This window comes from Pseudoalteromonas ardens, assembly GCF_030125445.1.
Classification (GTDB): domain Bacteria; phylum Pseudomonadota; class Gammaproteobacteria; order Enterobacterales; family Alteromonadaceae; genus Pseudoalteromonas; species Pseudoalteromonas ardens.
Map to the genome: position 1 here is coordinate 1 of NZ_JASJUV010000005.1, position 19,002 is coordinate 19,002.

Annotated in this window: 4 protein-coding genes; all 4 read left to right on the forward strand. The window is 52.8% G+C overall.

The window, feature by feature from the left end; all coding sequences use genetic code 11:
- Nucleotides 1–8,927 (forward strand): non-ribosomal peptide synthetase (locus QNM19_RS15605; RefSeq protein WP_284026905.1); only part of this gene is annotated, 8,927 nt, incomplete at its 5' end.
- Nucleotides 8,928–9,255: 328 nt separating this feature from the next.
- Nucleotides 9,256–16,692 (forward strand): non-ribosomal peptide synthetase, encoded by a 7,437-nt coding sequence (locus tag QNM19_RS15610; RefSeq protein WP_284026906.1) that lies wholly within the window; start codon nucleotides 9,256–9,258, stop codon nucleotides 16,690–16,692.
- Nucleotides 16,670–17,641: a TauD/TfdA family dioxygenase gene (locus QNM19_RS15615; protein WP_049863392.1), complete on the forward strand. Its 972-nt coding sequence runs from the start codon at nucleotides 16,670–16,672 to the stop codon at nucleotides 17,639–17,641. Before QNM19_RS15610 ends, QNM19_RS15615 begins: the two co-directional genes overlap by 23 nt.
- Nucleotides 17,642–17,739: 98 nt before the next feature.
- Nucleotides 17,740–18,999, forward strand: coding sequence for an efflux RND transporter periplasmic adaptor subunit (locus QNM19_RS15620; RefSeq protein WP_010386721.1), 1,260 nt, complete (start codon nucleotides 17,740–17,742; stop codon nucleotides 18,997–18,999).
- The last annotated feature ends 3 nt before the right edge of the window (nucleotides 19,000–19,002 follow it).

Here is a 19,002-nt window from a genome sequence, read left to right on the forward strand (position 1 = left end):
TCAGTGAGTGGAGCCACCACTGTGACGGTCGCACCTCTTTACGTTATGTACTGGCTGGCGGCGACATAGTTCACGGCGCCGATGTGATGCGGGTGCAGCAGGCATTACCGCAGGCACAAGTTATTAACGGCTATGGTCCGACGGAAAACACCACCTTCAGCTGTTGTTACGCGATACCGACATTACATGAAAGTCAGGACATTGCCATTGGTACGCCGCTGAATGGCGATCAGGCCCTGGTGCTGAGCGATGACCTGAGTCTGGTGCCGTACGGCAGTGTGGGTGAGCTGTGTGTGGGCGGCGACGGTCTGGCACAGGGTTATCTGAATCAGCCTGAGCTGACGGCCGAGCGCTTTATTGACAATCCATTTTACGACCCTGAAGTGGCAGGCAGCTCAAAACGCCTGTATCGCACCGGCGATTTAGTGCGCTACCTGGCCGATGGCAACCTGGCCTTCGTGGGTCGTGCCGATGACCAAATTAAAATTCGTGGTTTCCGGGTTGAGCTGGGCGAGATAGCTCAGCAGCTGAGCCGTCAGAGTAACATAGACAGTGCACTGGTGCTGGCCAAAAACGGCCCGGCAGGCACCTATTTAGTGGCGTACGTCCAGCCAGTTGAGGCTGTTGCGGAACAAGCTCAGCCAGAGTTTATGGCTCAGACGCTGGCCACGCTGGCACAAACCTTACCGGATTACATGGTGCCTAAGCTGGGTGTGGTGATTGACGACTGGCCACTGACCGCCAACGGTAAAGTAAACAAAAAAGCCCTGCCTGAAGCCGATACGTCGGCATTGCAGGGCACTTATGTGGCACCGCAGGGAGAGCGTGAGCAATTAATGGTTACGCTGTGTGGCGAATTGCTGGCACAGCCTGCTGAGCAGCTTAGCGTCACGGCAAACTTTTTCACACTGGGCGGCCATTCCCTGTTGCTTATGCAGCTGGCCAGCCGACTCAGACAACAAGGTTTTGAGGTGGATGCACAGGCGCTGTTCGCCGCCCAGTCCTTACAGGAAATGGCACTGGGACTAAGCCTTGCCACAACAAGCGACGCAGATGAAAGCCGCAGCCTGATCCTGGCTGGTTGCACCGCCATTACGCCGGATATGGTGCCGCTGGCTGCACTGGGCCAGGTCGAGCTGAACGACATCGCCGCCGAGATCTCAGGAGGCATGGCCAACATTCAGGATATCTATCCACTGGCGCCGTTACAGGAAGGGGTGCTGTTCGTGCACAGCATGGACCCGGAGAACGACCCCTATGTCACCAACTATCTTTATGAATTAAAAAGTGATGCGGCACTGACCCAGTTTACTGACAGCCTGAACTTTTTGCTGGCCCGTCATGATGTGCTGCGTACTGCCATTCTCTGGCAGGGCAAGCGTCAGGCATTGCAGGTGGTCCAACGCTCTGTGACGCTGCCGGTGACACAGCTTGCCTGTGCCGGGGGACTGAGTGCACAGCAGACCATCACCGCGCTGGCCGATGGTCCACAGTGGCTGGATCTGGCTCAGGCACCATTGTTACGCCTGCAGGTGTGTCAGGACCCGGACACGGGTTCCCACTATGCACTATTACAGGCACACCACCTGATCATTGACCATGTTGCCATGGCGGTGATCCAGGACGAATTACACAGTTACAGCGCAGGCAAGGCGCAGAGCTTGCCTGCGCCGGCGTCTTATCGTCAGTTTATCAGCGACACTCTGGCACGCATGGAAACGCTCGATATAGAAGGGTTTTTCTCTGAGTCGCTGGGCCATATCAGCGAGCCAACACTGCCTTTTGGGTTGCAGGATACTCAGGGTAACGGTGACACGATTCGAGAGCATAAAGTGGCTCTGAGTGACGCACTGAGTACCGCCATCCGCACTTATGCAAAACAGCATGAAGTCAGTCCGGCTGCGATTTTCCATGCCGCCTGGGCACTGGTGCTGGGGGCTTGCAGTAACCAGCAGGAAGTGGTGTTTGGCACTGTGATGAGCGGTCGGATGAATGGCGGCGCAGGTGTAGAACGCCTGCTGGGAATGTTGATCAACACCTTACCTGTGGCGGTTGAGTTACAGGGGTCTTCGGTCGCAGACTTGATTAAAGATGTGGACAAACGACTGAAAGCGTTGTTGCCTTATGAGCAGGTGTCGCTGGCACAGGCGCAGAAACACAGCGCGGTGGGCTCAGATGGTCCGTTATTCAGCGCGATGCTGAACTATCGTCACACTGAGCGGGACGAAACAGACACGCCAGCACAAGACAGCGATATTCAGGCGCTGAGTGCACAGGAGCGCACCAACTATCCGTTTAACCTATCGGTGAATGATTATGGCGCAGCCCATGTGTTCAGCCTGGACTTACAAATTGATGAGCAGGTGGAGATCAGCCGTATTGCAGAGTATGTGATTACGGCGCTGAGTCAGCTAACGGAAGCAACCCAAACACAGCCTGTGAGTGCGCTGAGCGTACTGCCAGCGGATGAAGTGGCCAGGTTACTGACACAGGGTCAGCGTAGCCTAGGCTACGACGACACGGCCTGTATTCACCATTTATTCGAACAACAGGCAGAGGCAGCGCCCGAAGCAATCGCCCTGGTGTTCCAGAACCAATCCATCAGTTACGGCGAGCTAAATCAGCGGGCCAATCAGCTGGCCCATTACCTGCTGAGTGAGCAACAGATCACACCTGAAACCCTGGTAGGGGTATGCAGCAGCCGCTCGATGGAGATGATGGTGAGCATGCTGGCGATACTCAAAGCCGGTGGCGCGTACGTCCCTCTGGATCCGGATTATCCGGCCAGTCGCCTGAGCTATATGGCAGCCGATGCAGGTCTTAAGCAAGTAATTGGGTATGGCAGTGGCCTGACCGTGGCTCAGAGCCTGATGAGCGAACAAGCGGGCACCGCTATAGATATTGCAGCTCTGGCACTTGATGACTATCCGCAGCATAACCCGGCTCTGGATGAGATCAGCAGTGACAGTCTGGCTTATGTGATTTACACCTCAGGTTCAACTGGCCAGCCCAAGGGCGTGCAGCTTATTCATCAGGGCGCAGTGAACCTGGCTTACAACCAGCAAGCCCGTTTTGCTACCTGTGCCGACAGTAAGGTGTTGCAATTTGCATCCATCAGTTTTGATGCGGCGACCTGGGAGTGGCTGATGGCCTTGATCCCGGGTGGTACCCTGGTGATTGCCGACGAGTTACAACGCACGGATGTACAGCTGCTGTCTGAGCTGTTGAAAACGCAGCAGATCACCCATGCAACTTTGCCACCGGCGTTGTTATCGACCATGACGTTGCAGACAGATCTGGCGCTGCAATGTTTAATTGTGGCAGGGGAAGCCTGTGAAGAAAATGTGGTGGCACGCTGGCGGGCACATTATTCTTTCTATAATGCTTACGGCCCGTCGGAGACCTCAGTCTGTGCGACTGTGGGTGAAATTACTGATGACACCATACATATCGGCACACCTTTGTGTAATGTTCAGACCTATGTGCTGGATCAGCAACAGACCTTATTGCCTCACGGTAGCTTAGGCGAGTTGTATGTCGGTGGCGACGGTCTGGCGCGTGGCTATCTGGGTCAGCCTGAGCTGACGGCCGAGCGCTTTATTGACAATCCATTTTATGACCCTGAGGTGGCAGGCAGCTCGAAACGCCTGTATCGCACCGGCGATCTAGTGCGCTATCTGGCCGATGGCAATCTGGCCTTCGTAGGTCGTGCCGACGACCAAATTAAAATTCGCGGCTTCCGAGTTGAGCTCGGTGAAATTGCTCAGCGACTCAGCCAGCTGACTGAAATTGACTCCGCGGTTGTGGTGGCCAAAAAAGGCGCATCGGGCAATGACCTGGTTGCTTATATACAGCCGACAGAGGTCGTCACAACTGAGGAGCAGAGTGACTTTATCAGTGCGACTTTGGCACAGCTTGCCGCTCAGGTGCCAGAATATATGGTGCCTAAGCTGGCGGTGGTCATCGACGAGTGGCCATTGACGGTGAACGGAAAAATTAACAAAAAGGCGCTGCCTGAGCCGGATAAGGCATTGCTGCAAAACGCATATTGCGCACCGAGAAACAACACCGAAGCCGCGCTGTGTGTAATCTGGCAGGATTTACTGGGCATAGAGCAGGTGGGAATACAGGATAACTTCTTTACGCTGGGTGGCGACTCCATCATTGCCATTCAAATGGTCGGGCGCGCCAGACAACAGGGTCTACACCTGAACGTGAAACAACTGTTTGCGACCCCAAGTATTGCAACCCTGAGTGAACATGTTGAATTCAGCACTCGCATCAATGCGCAGCAGGATGCGGTGACCGGGGAGATGCCATTGCTGCCAATCCAGCAGCGCTTCTTTGCGGCAAACCGGGCTGCGCCAAGTCATTATAATCAGTCGTTGCTGCTCAGCGCGCCGGGTAATTTAACAAGTCACTTTTCTGAGCTGGTAAACGCATTGGTTGAACGCCATGACGCGTTGCGACTGCGGTTTGCTGAGGTCGCTAGCTTTGTACCACTGTGCGACACGCAGTTGGCCAATATGCATCAGGTAGTTGATTTGAGTGACCTGAACGAGGCGGGCTTCAGTGCTGAGGTTGAGCGTCAGTGTGATGCCTTGCAGCGGCAGCTGGATATAGAAAAGGGACCATTGTGCAAGTTTGTGTATTTTTATGCCGGTGATGATAAGCCTGCACGGCTGTTTATGACCATTCATCACCTGGTTGTAGACGGGGTATCCTGGCGTATTTTGCTTCAGGATTTGGAAACCGCGCTGCAGGCAATCGAAACCGCACAGCCTATCCAGTTAGCAGAAAAAACTAGTTCCTATCAGGCCTGGGGCGAAGCGGTGAATGCGCTGGCGCAGTCCGAGGCACTGAGTGAACAACAGACTTACTGGCGTGACAGACTGTCATTGTTCCCGGCTCAGCCTTCAGCCAAAGTAGCGGCCGAGCAGTGGCATAATGTGTCCTTCTCTTTGGATGAATCGGACACCCGGATATTACTGGCAGACTGTCAGCAGGTATTCCATAGTAATGTGGACACGCTGATGCTCAGTGCTTTCCTGCTGGCTTATCAGAATACCTTTGACAGGCCTTTGCTGCGTGTTGATATGGAAAGTCATGGCCGGGAAGAAGCCTTGTTTGACGGGCTGGATGTGACTCAGACAATGGGCTGGTTTACCAATCTTTATCCGCTGATCCTCGGGGGTCAGCAAGCTGACCTGATCGCAACCGTTAAGTCGGTAAAACAGACGCTGCAACAATTGCCTATGCATGGTTTAGGGTATGGGTTATTAAAGTATATCCGGCAGGACGCTGAGATCTGTGCGTTGGATAAGCGTAGTGTCGACCAGGCAATCGTCTTCAACTATCTGGGTAAACTAGACAATGTGACGGGCACGCAGGGCCGTCTGGCAATGGCGCAAGAATCGCGTGGCGCAGAGTCAGCTCCTGAGGCAGCCGACCTGCATCACTTAATGGTCAATGGTCAAAGTCAGGACAATCAGTTGAGATTTGATTTGAGCTTTGCGATGCCAAGTTATTCAGAGGCACAAATTGAGGCATTATCAGCCCGGTTTAAAGCGGTTTTACTTCAGCTGGTAGCCAAGGCCAAAGCCGGTGCTGAGTGCCAGACTTTGATTGTCGAGGATTTCCCGGCAGCGACATTGGAACAGGCTCAGCTGGACTCATTGCAAGCTCAATACTCAGATATTGAAAGAGTGTATGTGGCCACGCCGATGCAACAGGGGATGATTTACCATGACTTACTTCAGCAAGATGCCAGTCTGTATACCACGCTGACACACTTTGAGCTTGATGGTGAGGTGGACACACCTGCCATGCAGCAGGCCTGGCAGAATGTGATTGCACGCCATGCAATCCTGCGCACCAGCTTCAGTGTGTTTGATGATGCCGATATTCATCAGGTGGTACATAACAATGCGCTCATTGAGATGGAAGTGCTTGACTGGCAACATAAGTCCGCTGAGTTAGTGGCAACCCAGCTCAGTGAGTTGCATTACGCCATTAAAGCCAAAGGGTTTGATTTTAATCTGGCCCCGTTGATGAGTCTGACACTGGTGCGTTTGCCCGCGCAAAAAGCCCAGCTTATCTGGTCTCATCACCATGTCTTGACCGATGGCTGGTGTCAGGCCACCTTGTTCTCCGAGGTACTGGGCTATTATCAGAGCCTGACCGGTGGACAGCCTCTGACCTTACCACCTGAGGCGAATTACGAGGATTACATTCAATGGTTATGTAACCAAAATAGGGATGAAGCGCGGGCTTTCTGGGATGCTGAACTGGCAGGAGTTAGTGCACCGACTACATTGCAGTTGCCTGCTGCGGCCAGTGACGTTCCGAGTTATGACGAAATCAAATGGAGTTGTGATGAAACGCTTACCCGCCAGCTGAGTCAATTTGCGCAAAATCAGCAGGTCACTGCGAATGCTGTACTGCAATTAGTTTGGGCTTACACATTGCACCGCTATAGTGCGCAATCGGATGTATGCTTTGGCACCACCTTATCCGGGCGTCCGCCGGAAGTGGCGAATGTGGAGCAAATGATAGGGCTGTTTATTAATACGGTGCCGGTCAGAGTGCAACTGGACCATCAGGCCAGTATTGGGGATCAGCTACAACAAATGCATAAGGCACACAGTCAGCGTGAACAGCATAGTTACCTGCCGTTGCCGGAGATATTAAGTTGTGGCGGGCATGGTATTCAGGGGGCAATGTTCGATAGCTTGTTTGTGTTTGAGAATTTCCCGGCCGATCTGCATGATACCGGAGCTCAGGCGCAGCGCAGCGGGGCAAGTCAGTTACAGGTGAACAGTGCTGCATCGATTGAATACACCAACTACCCGGTTGCTATGACTGCCTCGATGCAGGGAGTATTGAGTTTACGACTGAGCTTCCATGGCCATCAGTATGAGCGCGCCGATATGGAAGGTTTGTTGAGCCACTTTAATACGGCACTGAGCAATCTTATCGCACTCGATGCCACAGCATCGCTTGGCGAGATGGAGATTATGCAGCCTCAGGAGCAGCAAGCACTGCTCGCAGCACCGAAAATGGCTTATGCCGATGCGCAGTTGCACAGCATGATTGCACAGTTTGACCGCCATGTCCGTGCGACGCCTGAGCGTCCGGCACTGGTCATGGATAATCAAACGGTCAGCTATGCGGAACTGGATAAAATGGCAACCACACTGGCCGCTCAATTAGTGCATGAATATGATATACAACAGCGTGACCTGATAGGTTTATGTGTTGAGCGCTCAATCGACACTGTGGTGGGGATTTTGGCAATTCTCAAAGCCGGTGGGGCATATGTACCATTAGATCCAAACAGTCCGGCAGAGCGTCTGAACTATATTATTAATGATGCCCACATTGCACTGTGTCTGGCGCAGCCTCAGTGTGCTGCGGCGCTCGACGAGGCGCAGTGTCAGGTGGTGAACCTGGATGGCAAGGCTCTGCTGAGTCAGGACCTCGGCTTAACACTTGTGTTACCCGAAGTGTTACTGAGTGACCCTGCCTATGTGATCTATACCTCAGGATCGACTGGAGCGCCGAAAGGCGTGGTACAGACTCATCGTAATATGGCACGCTTATTCGCCAGTGCTGCCGAGGACTTTTCATTTAGCAATCAGGACACTTGGTGTTTGTTCCACTCCTATGCATTTGACTTCAGTGTCTGGGAGATCTGGGGTGCGCTCATTCACGGTGGCAAATTGGTGATCCCAACCCATCATCAGACCCGAGATACGGCTGCGTTTGTTGAGTTATGTCAGCAGCACCAGCTCAGTGTATTAAATCAAACTCCGAGCGCCTTTGGGGTGTTTGCTGAGCATGTGGTTGCACACGATATCAGCCTGCCGGCACTGCGCTATGTGGTGTTTGGGGGAGAAGCACTGCAAACACAGCATTTGCAAAGCTGGTGTCAGCATCCGGCAAATGCACAGACCGAATTGATTAACATGTATGGGATCACCGAGACCACAGTGCATGTCACCTTTGCGCCTATTGCGCGCCAGGAGATTGACCAGATCCACATTGGCAGGGCGCTGGCTGATCAGGCTGTCTATATTCTTGATGCACAGTTGCAACCTGTGCCTGTGGGGGTCGCGGGTGAAATGTATGTCACGGGGGCCGGGCTTGCTGATGGCTATCTGGGCCGTGAGGCTTTGAGTGCCGAGCGCTTTATCGACAATCCTCACGGTGTCGGTACAGACTGCGAAAAACTGTATAAAACCGGAGATCTGGGTCGCCACCAGCGGGATGGGCGTATTCAGTTTATCGGGCGCATGGACGATCAGGTGCAGATCCGGGGCTTCAGGATTGAGCTCGGTGAAGTCACGCATCAGTTAAGCAGTATCACCCATGTAGACAGTGCGGTGGTGATTGCCAGACAGAGCCAGGGGACTCAGGTGCTGCATGCTTATCTGAAGCTGGAACACAGTGTTGATGAGCAGCAGCATACGCAGGAGATTGAGCGTATCAAGCGCGAGGCAGCAGCTTTCTTACCCGCTTATATGGTGCCTGAACAAATGACGCTGATGCAGGACTGGCCACTGACGGTGAATGGCAAAATCGACAAAAAGGCACTGCCGCAACCGGGCGAGGGGGTGTCAGGCAGCAAGCAGGTTGCACCGTCCACAGAGACTGAGTGTCAGCTGCGGGATATCTGGGCTGAGCTACTGGATTATGATGGTACGCGGATCAGTGTTAATCAGTCTTTCTTTGAGCTGGGTGGACACTCACTGAGCTTAATGAAGCTGGTACAACGCCTGCATCAGGTCTTTAACGTCTCTGTGTCGATTAAAGAAGCCATTGAGCATGCACAAATCGATCAACTGGCGCAGCTCCTGGATAAGAAAGTACTGGACTTGCAGCTGAGTGAAATTAACGAAGCTGAGCTGGACGAAGTCGAGTTCTAAGCGGTTATTCCCGGTTGCCAATGGCATCGGGATACGTGTTCATGATTGACAGCTTTGATCTCATGCATGAGATCAAAGCTGCTTTACCGTGTTTGCACGGATAAAATGCTGTACAACTCTGTTCGAGCAATGCCGTATGAAAGCGCTCAACCCCGCCTGGTTTACGGGTCTTTTCGCTGTCAAGAGAGGTGGCAGATCTGTGGCCTTGTCAAATCTTACAGGCAGTCATCACCACCCCGGTTCTGTTATAAATAGTCGTATGTAGTGACCACAGAAGTAACATGAAGTCAGTCTCTGGCGCATGTCTCGACTAACAGGACTTGAATGAATGGTTGAAATCAACAAATTATTAGCTGAACTGGTTGCTCAGGGAGTAGCAGTTTACCTGGATAATGGCAAGCTCAAGGCCAAAGCCCAGAAAGGGGCCCTGACCGCAGAGCATAAAGCGCTTATTAGCGCGAACAAGCATGACATTATTGCAACGCTGTCCCAATCAGCCCCCATTGAGCAGGTTGAACGCATTCAGCCGGTGGCAGAGCAAGAAAAACAACATAGTTTGTCGTTTGCTCAGCAGCGTCTGTGGTTTGTCAATCAACTACAAGGCGGTGGCAGTGAGTACAACATGCCGATGGCGTACTCGGTGTATCAGCCGTTTGATGTACCACGTGCCACGCATGCGTTGCGCACCATTATCGCGCGTCATGAAATACTCAGAACGGGCTATGAAGCCAGTGATGAAGGACCCCGGCGTCTGGTACGTGAACAGGTCAGCAATGAGGTGCAGTTTACCGATCTGAGCGCGCTGGCGGAACCTGTGCAACGGGACGAGGTCAAGGCGCTGGCGCTGGCTCATGCCGGACGGGAATTTGATCTGCAACACGATGCACTGCTGGACATTCACTATGTCAAACTAACCGATACGCCATGTGGTACTCAGCCGCATGGTATTTTGCTGTTTAACATGCACCATATCGCGTCCGACGCCTGGTCGATGGACATACTTAAAAATGAATTTATGACGCTGTACAGCAGCGAACAGGGGTTGCCCCCTTTAACGGTGCAGTACAGTGATTTTGCTCACTGGCAGCAAAACTGGGCAAAGTCGCAGGACTATCAGGACCAGTTAGCCTACTGGCGTTCACATCTCACGGGCTTACCAGAATTACACAGCCTGACCCCAGATCATCCCAGACCGGCGAAGAAAAAGTTCAGTGGCAAAAAATGCAATCAGACACTCAGTGCTGAACTGACGGAAAAATTAGTAACCATTGCCCGTCACTATCAGTTATCACCCTTTATGTGTCTGCACAGTGCGCTGGTATTGTTACTCCATACTTTTACAGCCAGCCGGGATATTGTGGTGGGCACCACAGTTGCTAACCGGGCTCAGGCCGAAGTGGCCCAGCTGATAGGGTGTTTCCTAAATCGTCTGGTATTGCGGGTTGAGCTTAAAGCCCAGTCCCTGGACAGTTATCTGCAACATATTCGGCAAGTTCATTTGTCGGCTCAGGCCAATCAGGATGTGCCTTTTGAGCACCTGGTTGAGCAGCTCGATGTAACCCGCTCTAATAGCTATACGCCGCTATTTCAAATTCAGCTGACCTGCAATGACAGTAGGTTAGCTGACAGCCCGCAGGCGCCGAAAAGCACGCCATTCAGACCGTATGTGCCCGAAGATATGACCATGACAATTCGCGGTGATATTGATATCCATGCAGAGCTTGGTCAGCAGGGGACCGTGATTGGCTGGTCATATGATGACGCCTTGTACAGTGAGCAAAGCGTCACGACCATGATGGCACATCTTGAAACCATTTTAGAAAACTATGCCCGTTGTCTGGACACAGAACATGGATTTGACACTTCTATCGATGCTTTGACAGCGCTCAGCGATACGCAGTTTAGTCAGTTACAAACCCAATTGCCAGTCACACACAGCGCTTACGACGCGCGCAGTTTGACAGAGCGCTTTGAGCAGCAGGCGGCGTTGACACCGGATGCGATTGCCGTACACAGTGACACCGAACAGCTTAGCTATGCGCAGCTTAATGCGCAGGCGGCTAAACTGGCTGACTGTTTGCAGGAGCAGGGCGTTGAGCCCGGCGATCTGGTGGGCGTGTGCATGCCACGCAGTGCCTGCCTGATGGTGAGCTTACTGGGCGTGCTCAAAGCCGGGGCAGCCTATATTCCGTTTGAACCCAGCAACACCAAAGCCCGCAACCAGCAAATTATCGCTGATGCCGCTCTGGAGTGGGTGATTGTCAGTGACGCACTGGCCGCCCGTGTTCCGGATGCCGGGGTTGACCTGTTGTTACTGGAGCAGAATGTCACTGATGCAAACTGGCTCAGTGGCTATGACGGCGAGTTTTGCGCGGAAACGGTTGCCCATGACAGCCCCGCGTATGTGATTTACACCTCAGGCTCCACCGGCACCCCCAAAGGCGTGGAGATCAGCCACCGGGCCCTGATGGATTATTTGAACTTTGCCCTCAAAGGCTACTATGCCGACCACCTCAACGGCTCACTGCTGGTGACATCACACGGTTTTGATATTGGTGTTCCGAGTTTGTACTTACCGCTCTTAAGTGGTGGCAGTGTGCAATTGCTGGATAATCAGGAGCTGTTACCGGCTCTGAGTAAAGCCCTGAATAAAGCGGATGAGCCACGACTGGTGCGGATGACGCCGCATCATGTGGAAGGGGTACTGGCCTTGCAGGAGGCGCCGCTTGCAGGTGTGCAGCACGTGTTTGTGATTGGCGGTGAGCGCTTTGAGCGCGATGTGGCACTGGCCTTACAAACCCAGTTCCCGGACAGTCAGGTGTTTAACCACTATGGTCCGTCTGAGGCCACGGTGGGCTGTGTGATGTATGACATCAGTGCCAATCAGGCCGACTTACCGGCGGAGCTGCCCATCGGCCGGGCCATGGACAACACCTATGCCTATGTACTGGATGCGCAGCTTAATGCCCTGCCACAGGGGGCCCGGGGTGAGTTGTTTGTCGGCGGGCCGTGTCTGGCCACAGGTTATGTGAATAACCCGACGCTGAGCGCCGAGCGCTTTATTGAAAACCCGTTTTATGACCCCAGTGATGCGACCAGCCCGGCACGTTTGTATCGCACCGGCGATCAGGTGCGCTATCAAAACAGTGGCGAGCTGATGTTTTTAGGACGCATAGACGAGCAGATTAAGATCCGGGGTTTCCGGGTGGAGCTGGGTGATATCAGCAGCCAGTTGCAGCAAATCTTGGGCGTTGAATCTGCTGAAGTGTTGTGTAAAACCCTGGCCACCGGCCCGGAGCTGGTCGCCTATATTAAGGCGGAAAACTCGGCGCAGCTGGGCGTGCTTTTGAGTGACTGCGAGCGTCTGCTGGGTGAGCAGTTACCGGCCTATATGGTACCGACCCACTTTGTCGGGCTGCAACACTGGCCGCTGACAGCGAACGGTAAACTGGACAAAAAAGCACTGCCGGACCCGCAGGAAAAAGCCGCGGCCCAGCACGTTGCACCACGCACAGCAACAGAGCAGCAGCTGGTTGAGCTGTGGTCCTCATTATTAAAGTTAACGCCGGACCAGATAAGCGTAGACAGCAGCTTCTTTAAGCTGGGTGGACATTCTTTGTTGTCGGTGCGTTTAGTGGCGGCAATCAAACAGGCCTTCGGGGTTGAATTCAGTATCAGCGAGTTGTTCGAACATGCGAGCATCGCCAGCCAGGCGCAACAGGTCGAACTTAAACAGGCGCAGGGAGGGAGCACCGCACAGCGCATAGAAGTGCAGGCTCGTCCGGAAGATGGTCGCATGGCCGCATCCTTTGCGCAGCAAAGACTGTGGTTCATCGACCGCTTACAGGGTGGCTCGGCGCAATACAACATGCCAGCCGCGTTTGAAGTGAGCGGTGAGCTGGACCTGAACGCTGTTGAAGCAGCATTAAACACCATAGTTGCGCGTCACGAAGTACTGCGCAGTGTTTATCGGGACGGCGACTCGGGAACAGAGCAGGTGATCCAGACTGACGTACACTTCACACTGGATTATGAAGACCTCAGGCTGCTGAGCCCGGCAACACAGCAACAGACAATTGCGTCACTGATCCCACGCTTACAATCACAGCCGTTTGACCTGAGCAAGGACCTGATGATCCGGGCTGCGTATATAGATACCGGCGCCGATTCCGAGCATGCGTCTGTGTTACTGTTTAATATCCACCATATCGCTTCTGACGGATGGTCGTTGCAGCTGCTGGTGAAAGAGTTTGTACTGTTGTATCGGGCATACACGCAATGTCAGGACAATCCGCTGACCCCGTTACCGATTCAGTACTCTGATTATGCTCACTGGCAACATAGCTATCTGAGCGGCCCGGTTCTGGAGCGCCAGTTAACCTACTGGAGTGAGCAATTATCTGATCTGCCTCCGGTACACAGCCTGCCGCTGGACCACCCGCGTCCGCAGGTCAAACAGCATGTCGGGGAGCTGGTGCAGGGTAACCTGGATAGTGATGTCGCAGCTGGGCTGGCCGAACTGGCTCAATCGCAGGGACTAACCTCCTTTATGCTATTGCACAGCGCGCTTTCATTATTGCTGAGCAGACACAGTAACAGCAAAGACGTGGTGATAGGCACACCGGTTGCGAATCGCACACAGACTGAACTTGAGTCCCTAATTGGCTTTTTTGTCAATACACTCGTGCTGAGAGTGAACACGGCTCAGCCCGACATAACGCGTTACTTAGAGCATGTTAAAGCGGTGCACCTTGGCGCACAGTCGCATCAGGACGTGCCATTTGAACAGCTGGTTGAGCGATTAAATGTGCCCAGAAGTACAGCACATTCGCCACTATTTCAAATTATGCTCACCACGCAGACCGATTATGGCCTTGATGACCAGGCCACTGAGCAGGGGGAGCTGGACCTGAACGGGGCTGCACTGACCATGCGTGGCGCAGCACAGACGGTGGCCAAATTCGATATTGAAGTCAACATAAGTACGTCAGCGCAGGGGGTTGCGATTAACTGGGTGTATGACAAAGCCTTGTTTACGCACGCGCACATCAGTACGCTCAATCGCCATCTGATGCAGATATTGACTCAGCTATCACAGCTGCGATCCACGTCGGTGCCGTTAAGCAGCATCGCGTTGCTATCCGCACAGGAGCGAACGCATTTACTTGAGACACTCAATCCGGCACCGGTTGATTATGACACTACGCTGACGATGGCGCAGTGGATTGAACGTCAGGTCGCTAAAACCCCGACGCAAACCGCGCTGTGTTACGAAGGTCAAACACTGAGTTATCAGTCTCTCAATGATAAAGCGAACCAGCTGGCCAGGCACCTGCGTGCAGAGCATCAGGTTGCTCCCGGCACTCTGGTGGGCGTATGCATGACTCGTTCTCTGGAAATGGTGATCGGCATACTGGCTATACTGAAAGCCGGTGGTGCCTATGTGCCGCTTGATCCAACACTGCCAGAAACACGCCTGGACTATATGTTGGCACATGCAGGTATATCTACCATCTTGACGCAAAGTGACCATCAGTCTAAGTGTCAGGCAGAAAATACGCCTGCACTGATCCTGATGGATGGGTACGCGCAGGACGCGACACGTTTTGAAGATTATGCAGCCCAGGATCTGAGTCCGCAGGAAACCGGGCTGACTGCTCAGGATATGGCCTATATGATTTATACCTCAGGGTCGACAGGAAAACCCAAGGGGGTATTGGTCAGCCATCAGGCTTTGGTTAACCGGGTTGACTGGATGGATAAGCAGTACGGTTGCGATCATCACGATGTTATTTTGCAAAAAACGCCGTTTGGCTTTGATGTCTCCGTCTGGGAGTTTATGTGGCCGTTGTGTCGCGGTGCCCAGATGGTGCTGGCACGGCCTGAGGGACATAAAGATCCGCAGTATTTGTGTCAGTTAATCCGCCAAAGCAGTGTGACTAAGTTGCACTTTGTTCCTTCCATGCTGGGCATCATGCTGGATTATGGCGCGCTGGCACAGTGCACCAGTATTCGTCAGGTATTTTGTAGTGGGGAGGCGTTACAGGTTAAACAAGTACAGGGCTTCAGAGCCAGTTTGCCTGAAGCACAACTACACAACCTCTATGGGCCAACCGAAGCGGCAATTGATGTCAGTTATTGGGATTGCTCGCAGCCAATCAGCACCACAGTGCCCATAGGTAAACCAATTCAGAACATCCAGCTGTTGATCCTCGATGACGACTTGCAGCTGGTGCCCTTTGGCAGTGCCGGAGAGCTGTTTATTGGTGGAGATGGTCTGGCCTGGGGATACCATAACCAGCCGGAGCTGACTGCTGAGCGGTTCATTAACAATCCTTACCAGAGCGAAATGGGTGCACGGGCCAGTGCCCGACTGTACCGAACCGGAGACTTAGTGCGTTATCTGGATAACGGCGATATTGAGTACCTCGGACGCAGCGATGATCAGATAAAAATCAATGGACTACGCATCGAGTTGGGAGAAATAGAAAGTGCGTTACTGGCGCAACCCGAAGTGGATTCAGCCCTGGTTACCACCATTGAGCTGGACCAGGCAACCCCGACTCTGGTGGCCTATTTTAAAAGCACGCTAAGTGTCACTGAGCTGGATGAAGCACAGCTGACAGAGCAGTTACAAGAGCGACTGAGTCAGAGTTTACCGGCCTATATGGTGCCAACTCTGTTGTGCCATGTTTCACCCTGGCCGGTGACCGCAAATGGCAAAGTTGACCGCCGCGCTCTGCCAACGCCAGCACGTAAAAATGTGGCGGCACACGCGCCACAAACGGACATGGAAAAGCAGCTGGCGACCTTGTGGCAGCAGGTTCTGCAGTGCCCGAGCCAGACGATTTATAAAGAGAGTGACTTTTTTGCGCTCGGAGGCAGCTCGCTGAAGTTGATCACGTTGGCGATGCTGATTGAAAAGTCTTTCGCCTGTGCAGTTTCACTGGAGCAGTTGTTTAAAACGACGCAGTTGGCAGTTCAGGCAGACTTGATTGCAGCGGGCGGCACCGAGCAGGCGACGCCACAGCTGAAACCATTAAACAGCAGCACCGATGCGGCATTCACTGTGCTGTGTTTGCCGGGCGCGGCCGACCTGGCGCGCAGCTTTACGCCGCTAGCTCAAGCCCTGGAGGGAGAAGTGGCGGTCTATGGCTATGAACACTTGCCTGAACACGCTGCTGCTTCAAGCATTCAGGCCTATGCAAATGAATATTGCGCGCACATTCGCAGCCAATTTATGCAGCCACTTAAAGCGGGTCGCCTGGTGCTATTAGGCCACTCTATGGGCGGGCTATTAGCGGCCGAGATCAGCAAGCAACTGGCATCGAATCCGCCTGCGCTGACCATATTGCTGGACAGCTACATAGCCTGTTCGGAAGTCAACGAGACAAACACGGAGCAGGCTTTACAGGCACTGATTAAACAGCTGGCGATCCCTACTGGTTTTGCCGAGCAGTTTGAGCGCCTGATGTTACGTCACACCAATCTGGCCAAAGGCTATCAGCTGACGAGCGAACTGGCACAGCGCTGCTTCCTGATTGGTGCCCGGGCAAATCCCAGCTGGACCGAAACCTATCAGATATTTTTGAGAGATAAATTACAGCTACCTCACAGCAGTGTGGCCGGCGATCACTATTCAATACTGTGGCAGGAAAATATCGAAGAACTGACTGCCCAGATAAAACAGCAGATTGATCAGCGTATTGGCAAACAACAGTTACAACAAGAGAGATTTGAAGATGACAGTGTTAGAGAAGTATAGCGTGGAGGATTTACAGTCAGTTAAGGGCATGCCTCTGCTACTGGAAGTCGCTTTAGAGGGACAAAGAGCCACTCATTGGGCTGCTGAGCATGCCGGGCAAATAGACGCCTTGCTCAACGCCAATGGCGCAGTGATGTTACGTGGCCTCAACATTATGAGCAGTAAACAGTTCGGTCAGGTGCTGAGCACGTTATTTGACGCTGAATTGTTGAATTACTCTTATCGCTCAACACCGCGCACTGAGCTGAAAGGCAATGTGTACACCGCGACGGAATATCACCCGGATGAAGTGATCCCGCAGCACAATGAGCACGCTTATTCAAACAAGTGGGCGATGCGACTGGGGCTATGTTGTTTGCTTCCCCCGCAGGCCGGAGGTGAAACCCCAATCGCCGACAGCCGGGAGGTATTTAAACGTATTCCGCAGGAGATCCGCGAAAAGTTTGCTGCAAAGAAAGTGAAGTATGTACGTAACTACGGTGATATCGATTTGCCCTGGAGCGAGGTATTTCAAACTACGGATAAGCGTGAAGTTGAGCAGTATTGTTTCAATAATCAGCTCGATTTTGAGTGGATTGGCGAGCATCGTTTGCGTACCTCGCAGGTCAACCCTGCCATTGCCAGACACCCTAAAACCGACGAACAGGTGTGGTTCAATCAGGCGCATTTATTCCATGTGTCCTCGCTGGGTGAGGAAACCTGTGCCCAGTTACTCAGTGCCTGTGGGGAAGACGGTCTGCCGCGTAACGCATTCTATGGTGACGGCGAGCCGCTGGAACCTGAAGTGCTGGACATCATTCGTGCCGCTTATGATGACACCACGCTTTACACCCCCTGGCAAAAAGGCGATCTGATGCTGGTTGACAACATGCTGTTTACCCACGGTCGACGACCCTTTAGTGGCGACCGTAAGGTCCTGGTTGGCATGGCCAGAGAATATGGGTGGTAAGTACTTACTTTGTGCTTTTGTTCATAAAAAGCAGACATTACCAAGATAACACATTAATTGAATTGGACAGCGGTTCCAGTCCGCAGTGGAGAACATAGATGGACATTACCATTGAAGAGCAAAAGAAGTTTAACTGGCGGTACGTCAAAATTGCGCTAGCCGCAGTGGTGATTATTTCCGGTGCCTGGTGGCTGAAGAGCTACTTTGGACAGGCAACCGCCCTGGTTGATAGCACAGATGTGCGTACTGCCAAAGTACAAAACGGGCAGTTTCAGGTCAGCGTGAGAGGTATGGGCGTACTGAAACCCAAAGAAGTCATTTGGGTGGCGTCTGAAGTGGCCGGGCGAGTAGAGAAGGTCTTTGTTAAGGCGGGGGCGGTAGTTGAAAAAGGGCAACCCATCGTCAAACTCAATAACCCCAAGCTGTCGTTGGTACTGGCCAATGCACAAGCCAAACTGGAAAAAACGATTGCTGAAAATACCGCGCAGTATGCTCAGTTTGAGTCTGACTTGCTGGATGCGGAAGCCGCGGTAAAGCGCGCAAAAATGACCCACCAGGGCAATGAGCTGGAACTTAACGCTCAGCGTAAACTGCGCGAGATGGGCAACAGTAGCGTGTCGCAAATTAAGTTTAAGCGCACTGAGTTTACTGTGCAAAGCAGCAAGCTGGACCATGAGTTACAAAAGCAACGACTGGAAAAGCTGAAGCTCAATATTGAGGCACAAAAGCTAGCCCATAAAGCACAGCAGCAGACCCTGCAACAGGAGCTGGCTCGAGCACAAGAGCAACTCGACAACCTGTATGTCCGTGCGGCAATGGATGGTGTATTGCAAAGCATGGATCTGGAGTTAGGTCAGGATGTGGCAGAAGGTGGCAGTGTGGGCAAAATTGCCAATCCACGCAGTCTGATCGCAGAAATAGACGTACAGGAACTGCAAATTAAGGATGTGACACCGGGTTTAGGGGTGACCATAGATACCCGTAAATCTCAGATCCAGGGCGTTGTGTCCCGGGTCAGTCCTCAGGTTGAAAAAGGCCTGGTTGCAGTAGAAGTGGATTTGATCGATGCACTGCCCAGTGAAGCCCGTCCGGAACTGTCAATTGAAGGGGTGATCAATATCACCGACAAGCCCAACACTTTGTTCGTTGCGAAACCTGCGTTTGCTGAGGAGTACCAAAGTGCCAAGATTTTCAGAGTCGATAGCAAAGGCAATATTGCACAGGCCGTACAGGTCAGGTTTGGACAAAGTTCAGTGAACTTTATCGAGATTACAGAGGGGCTGAATAACGGCGATACCGTGATTATTTCCGCCACCGACAATTTTGCTAATAACGAAAAAATATTTTTACATAATTAGGAC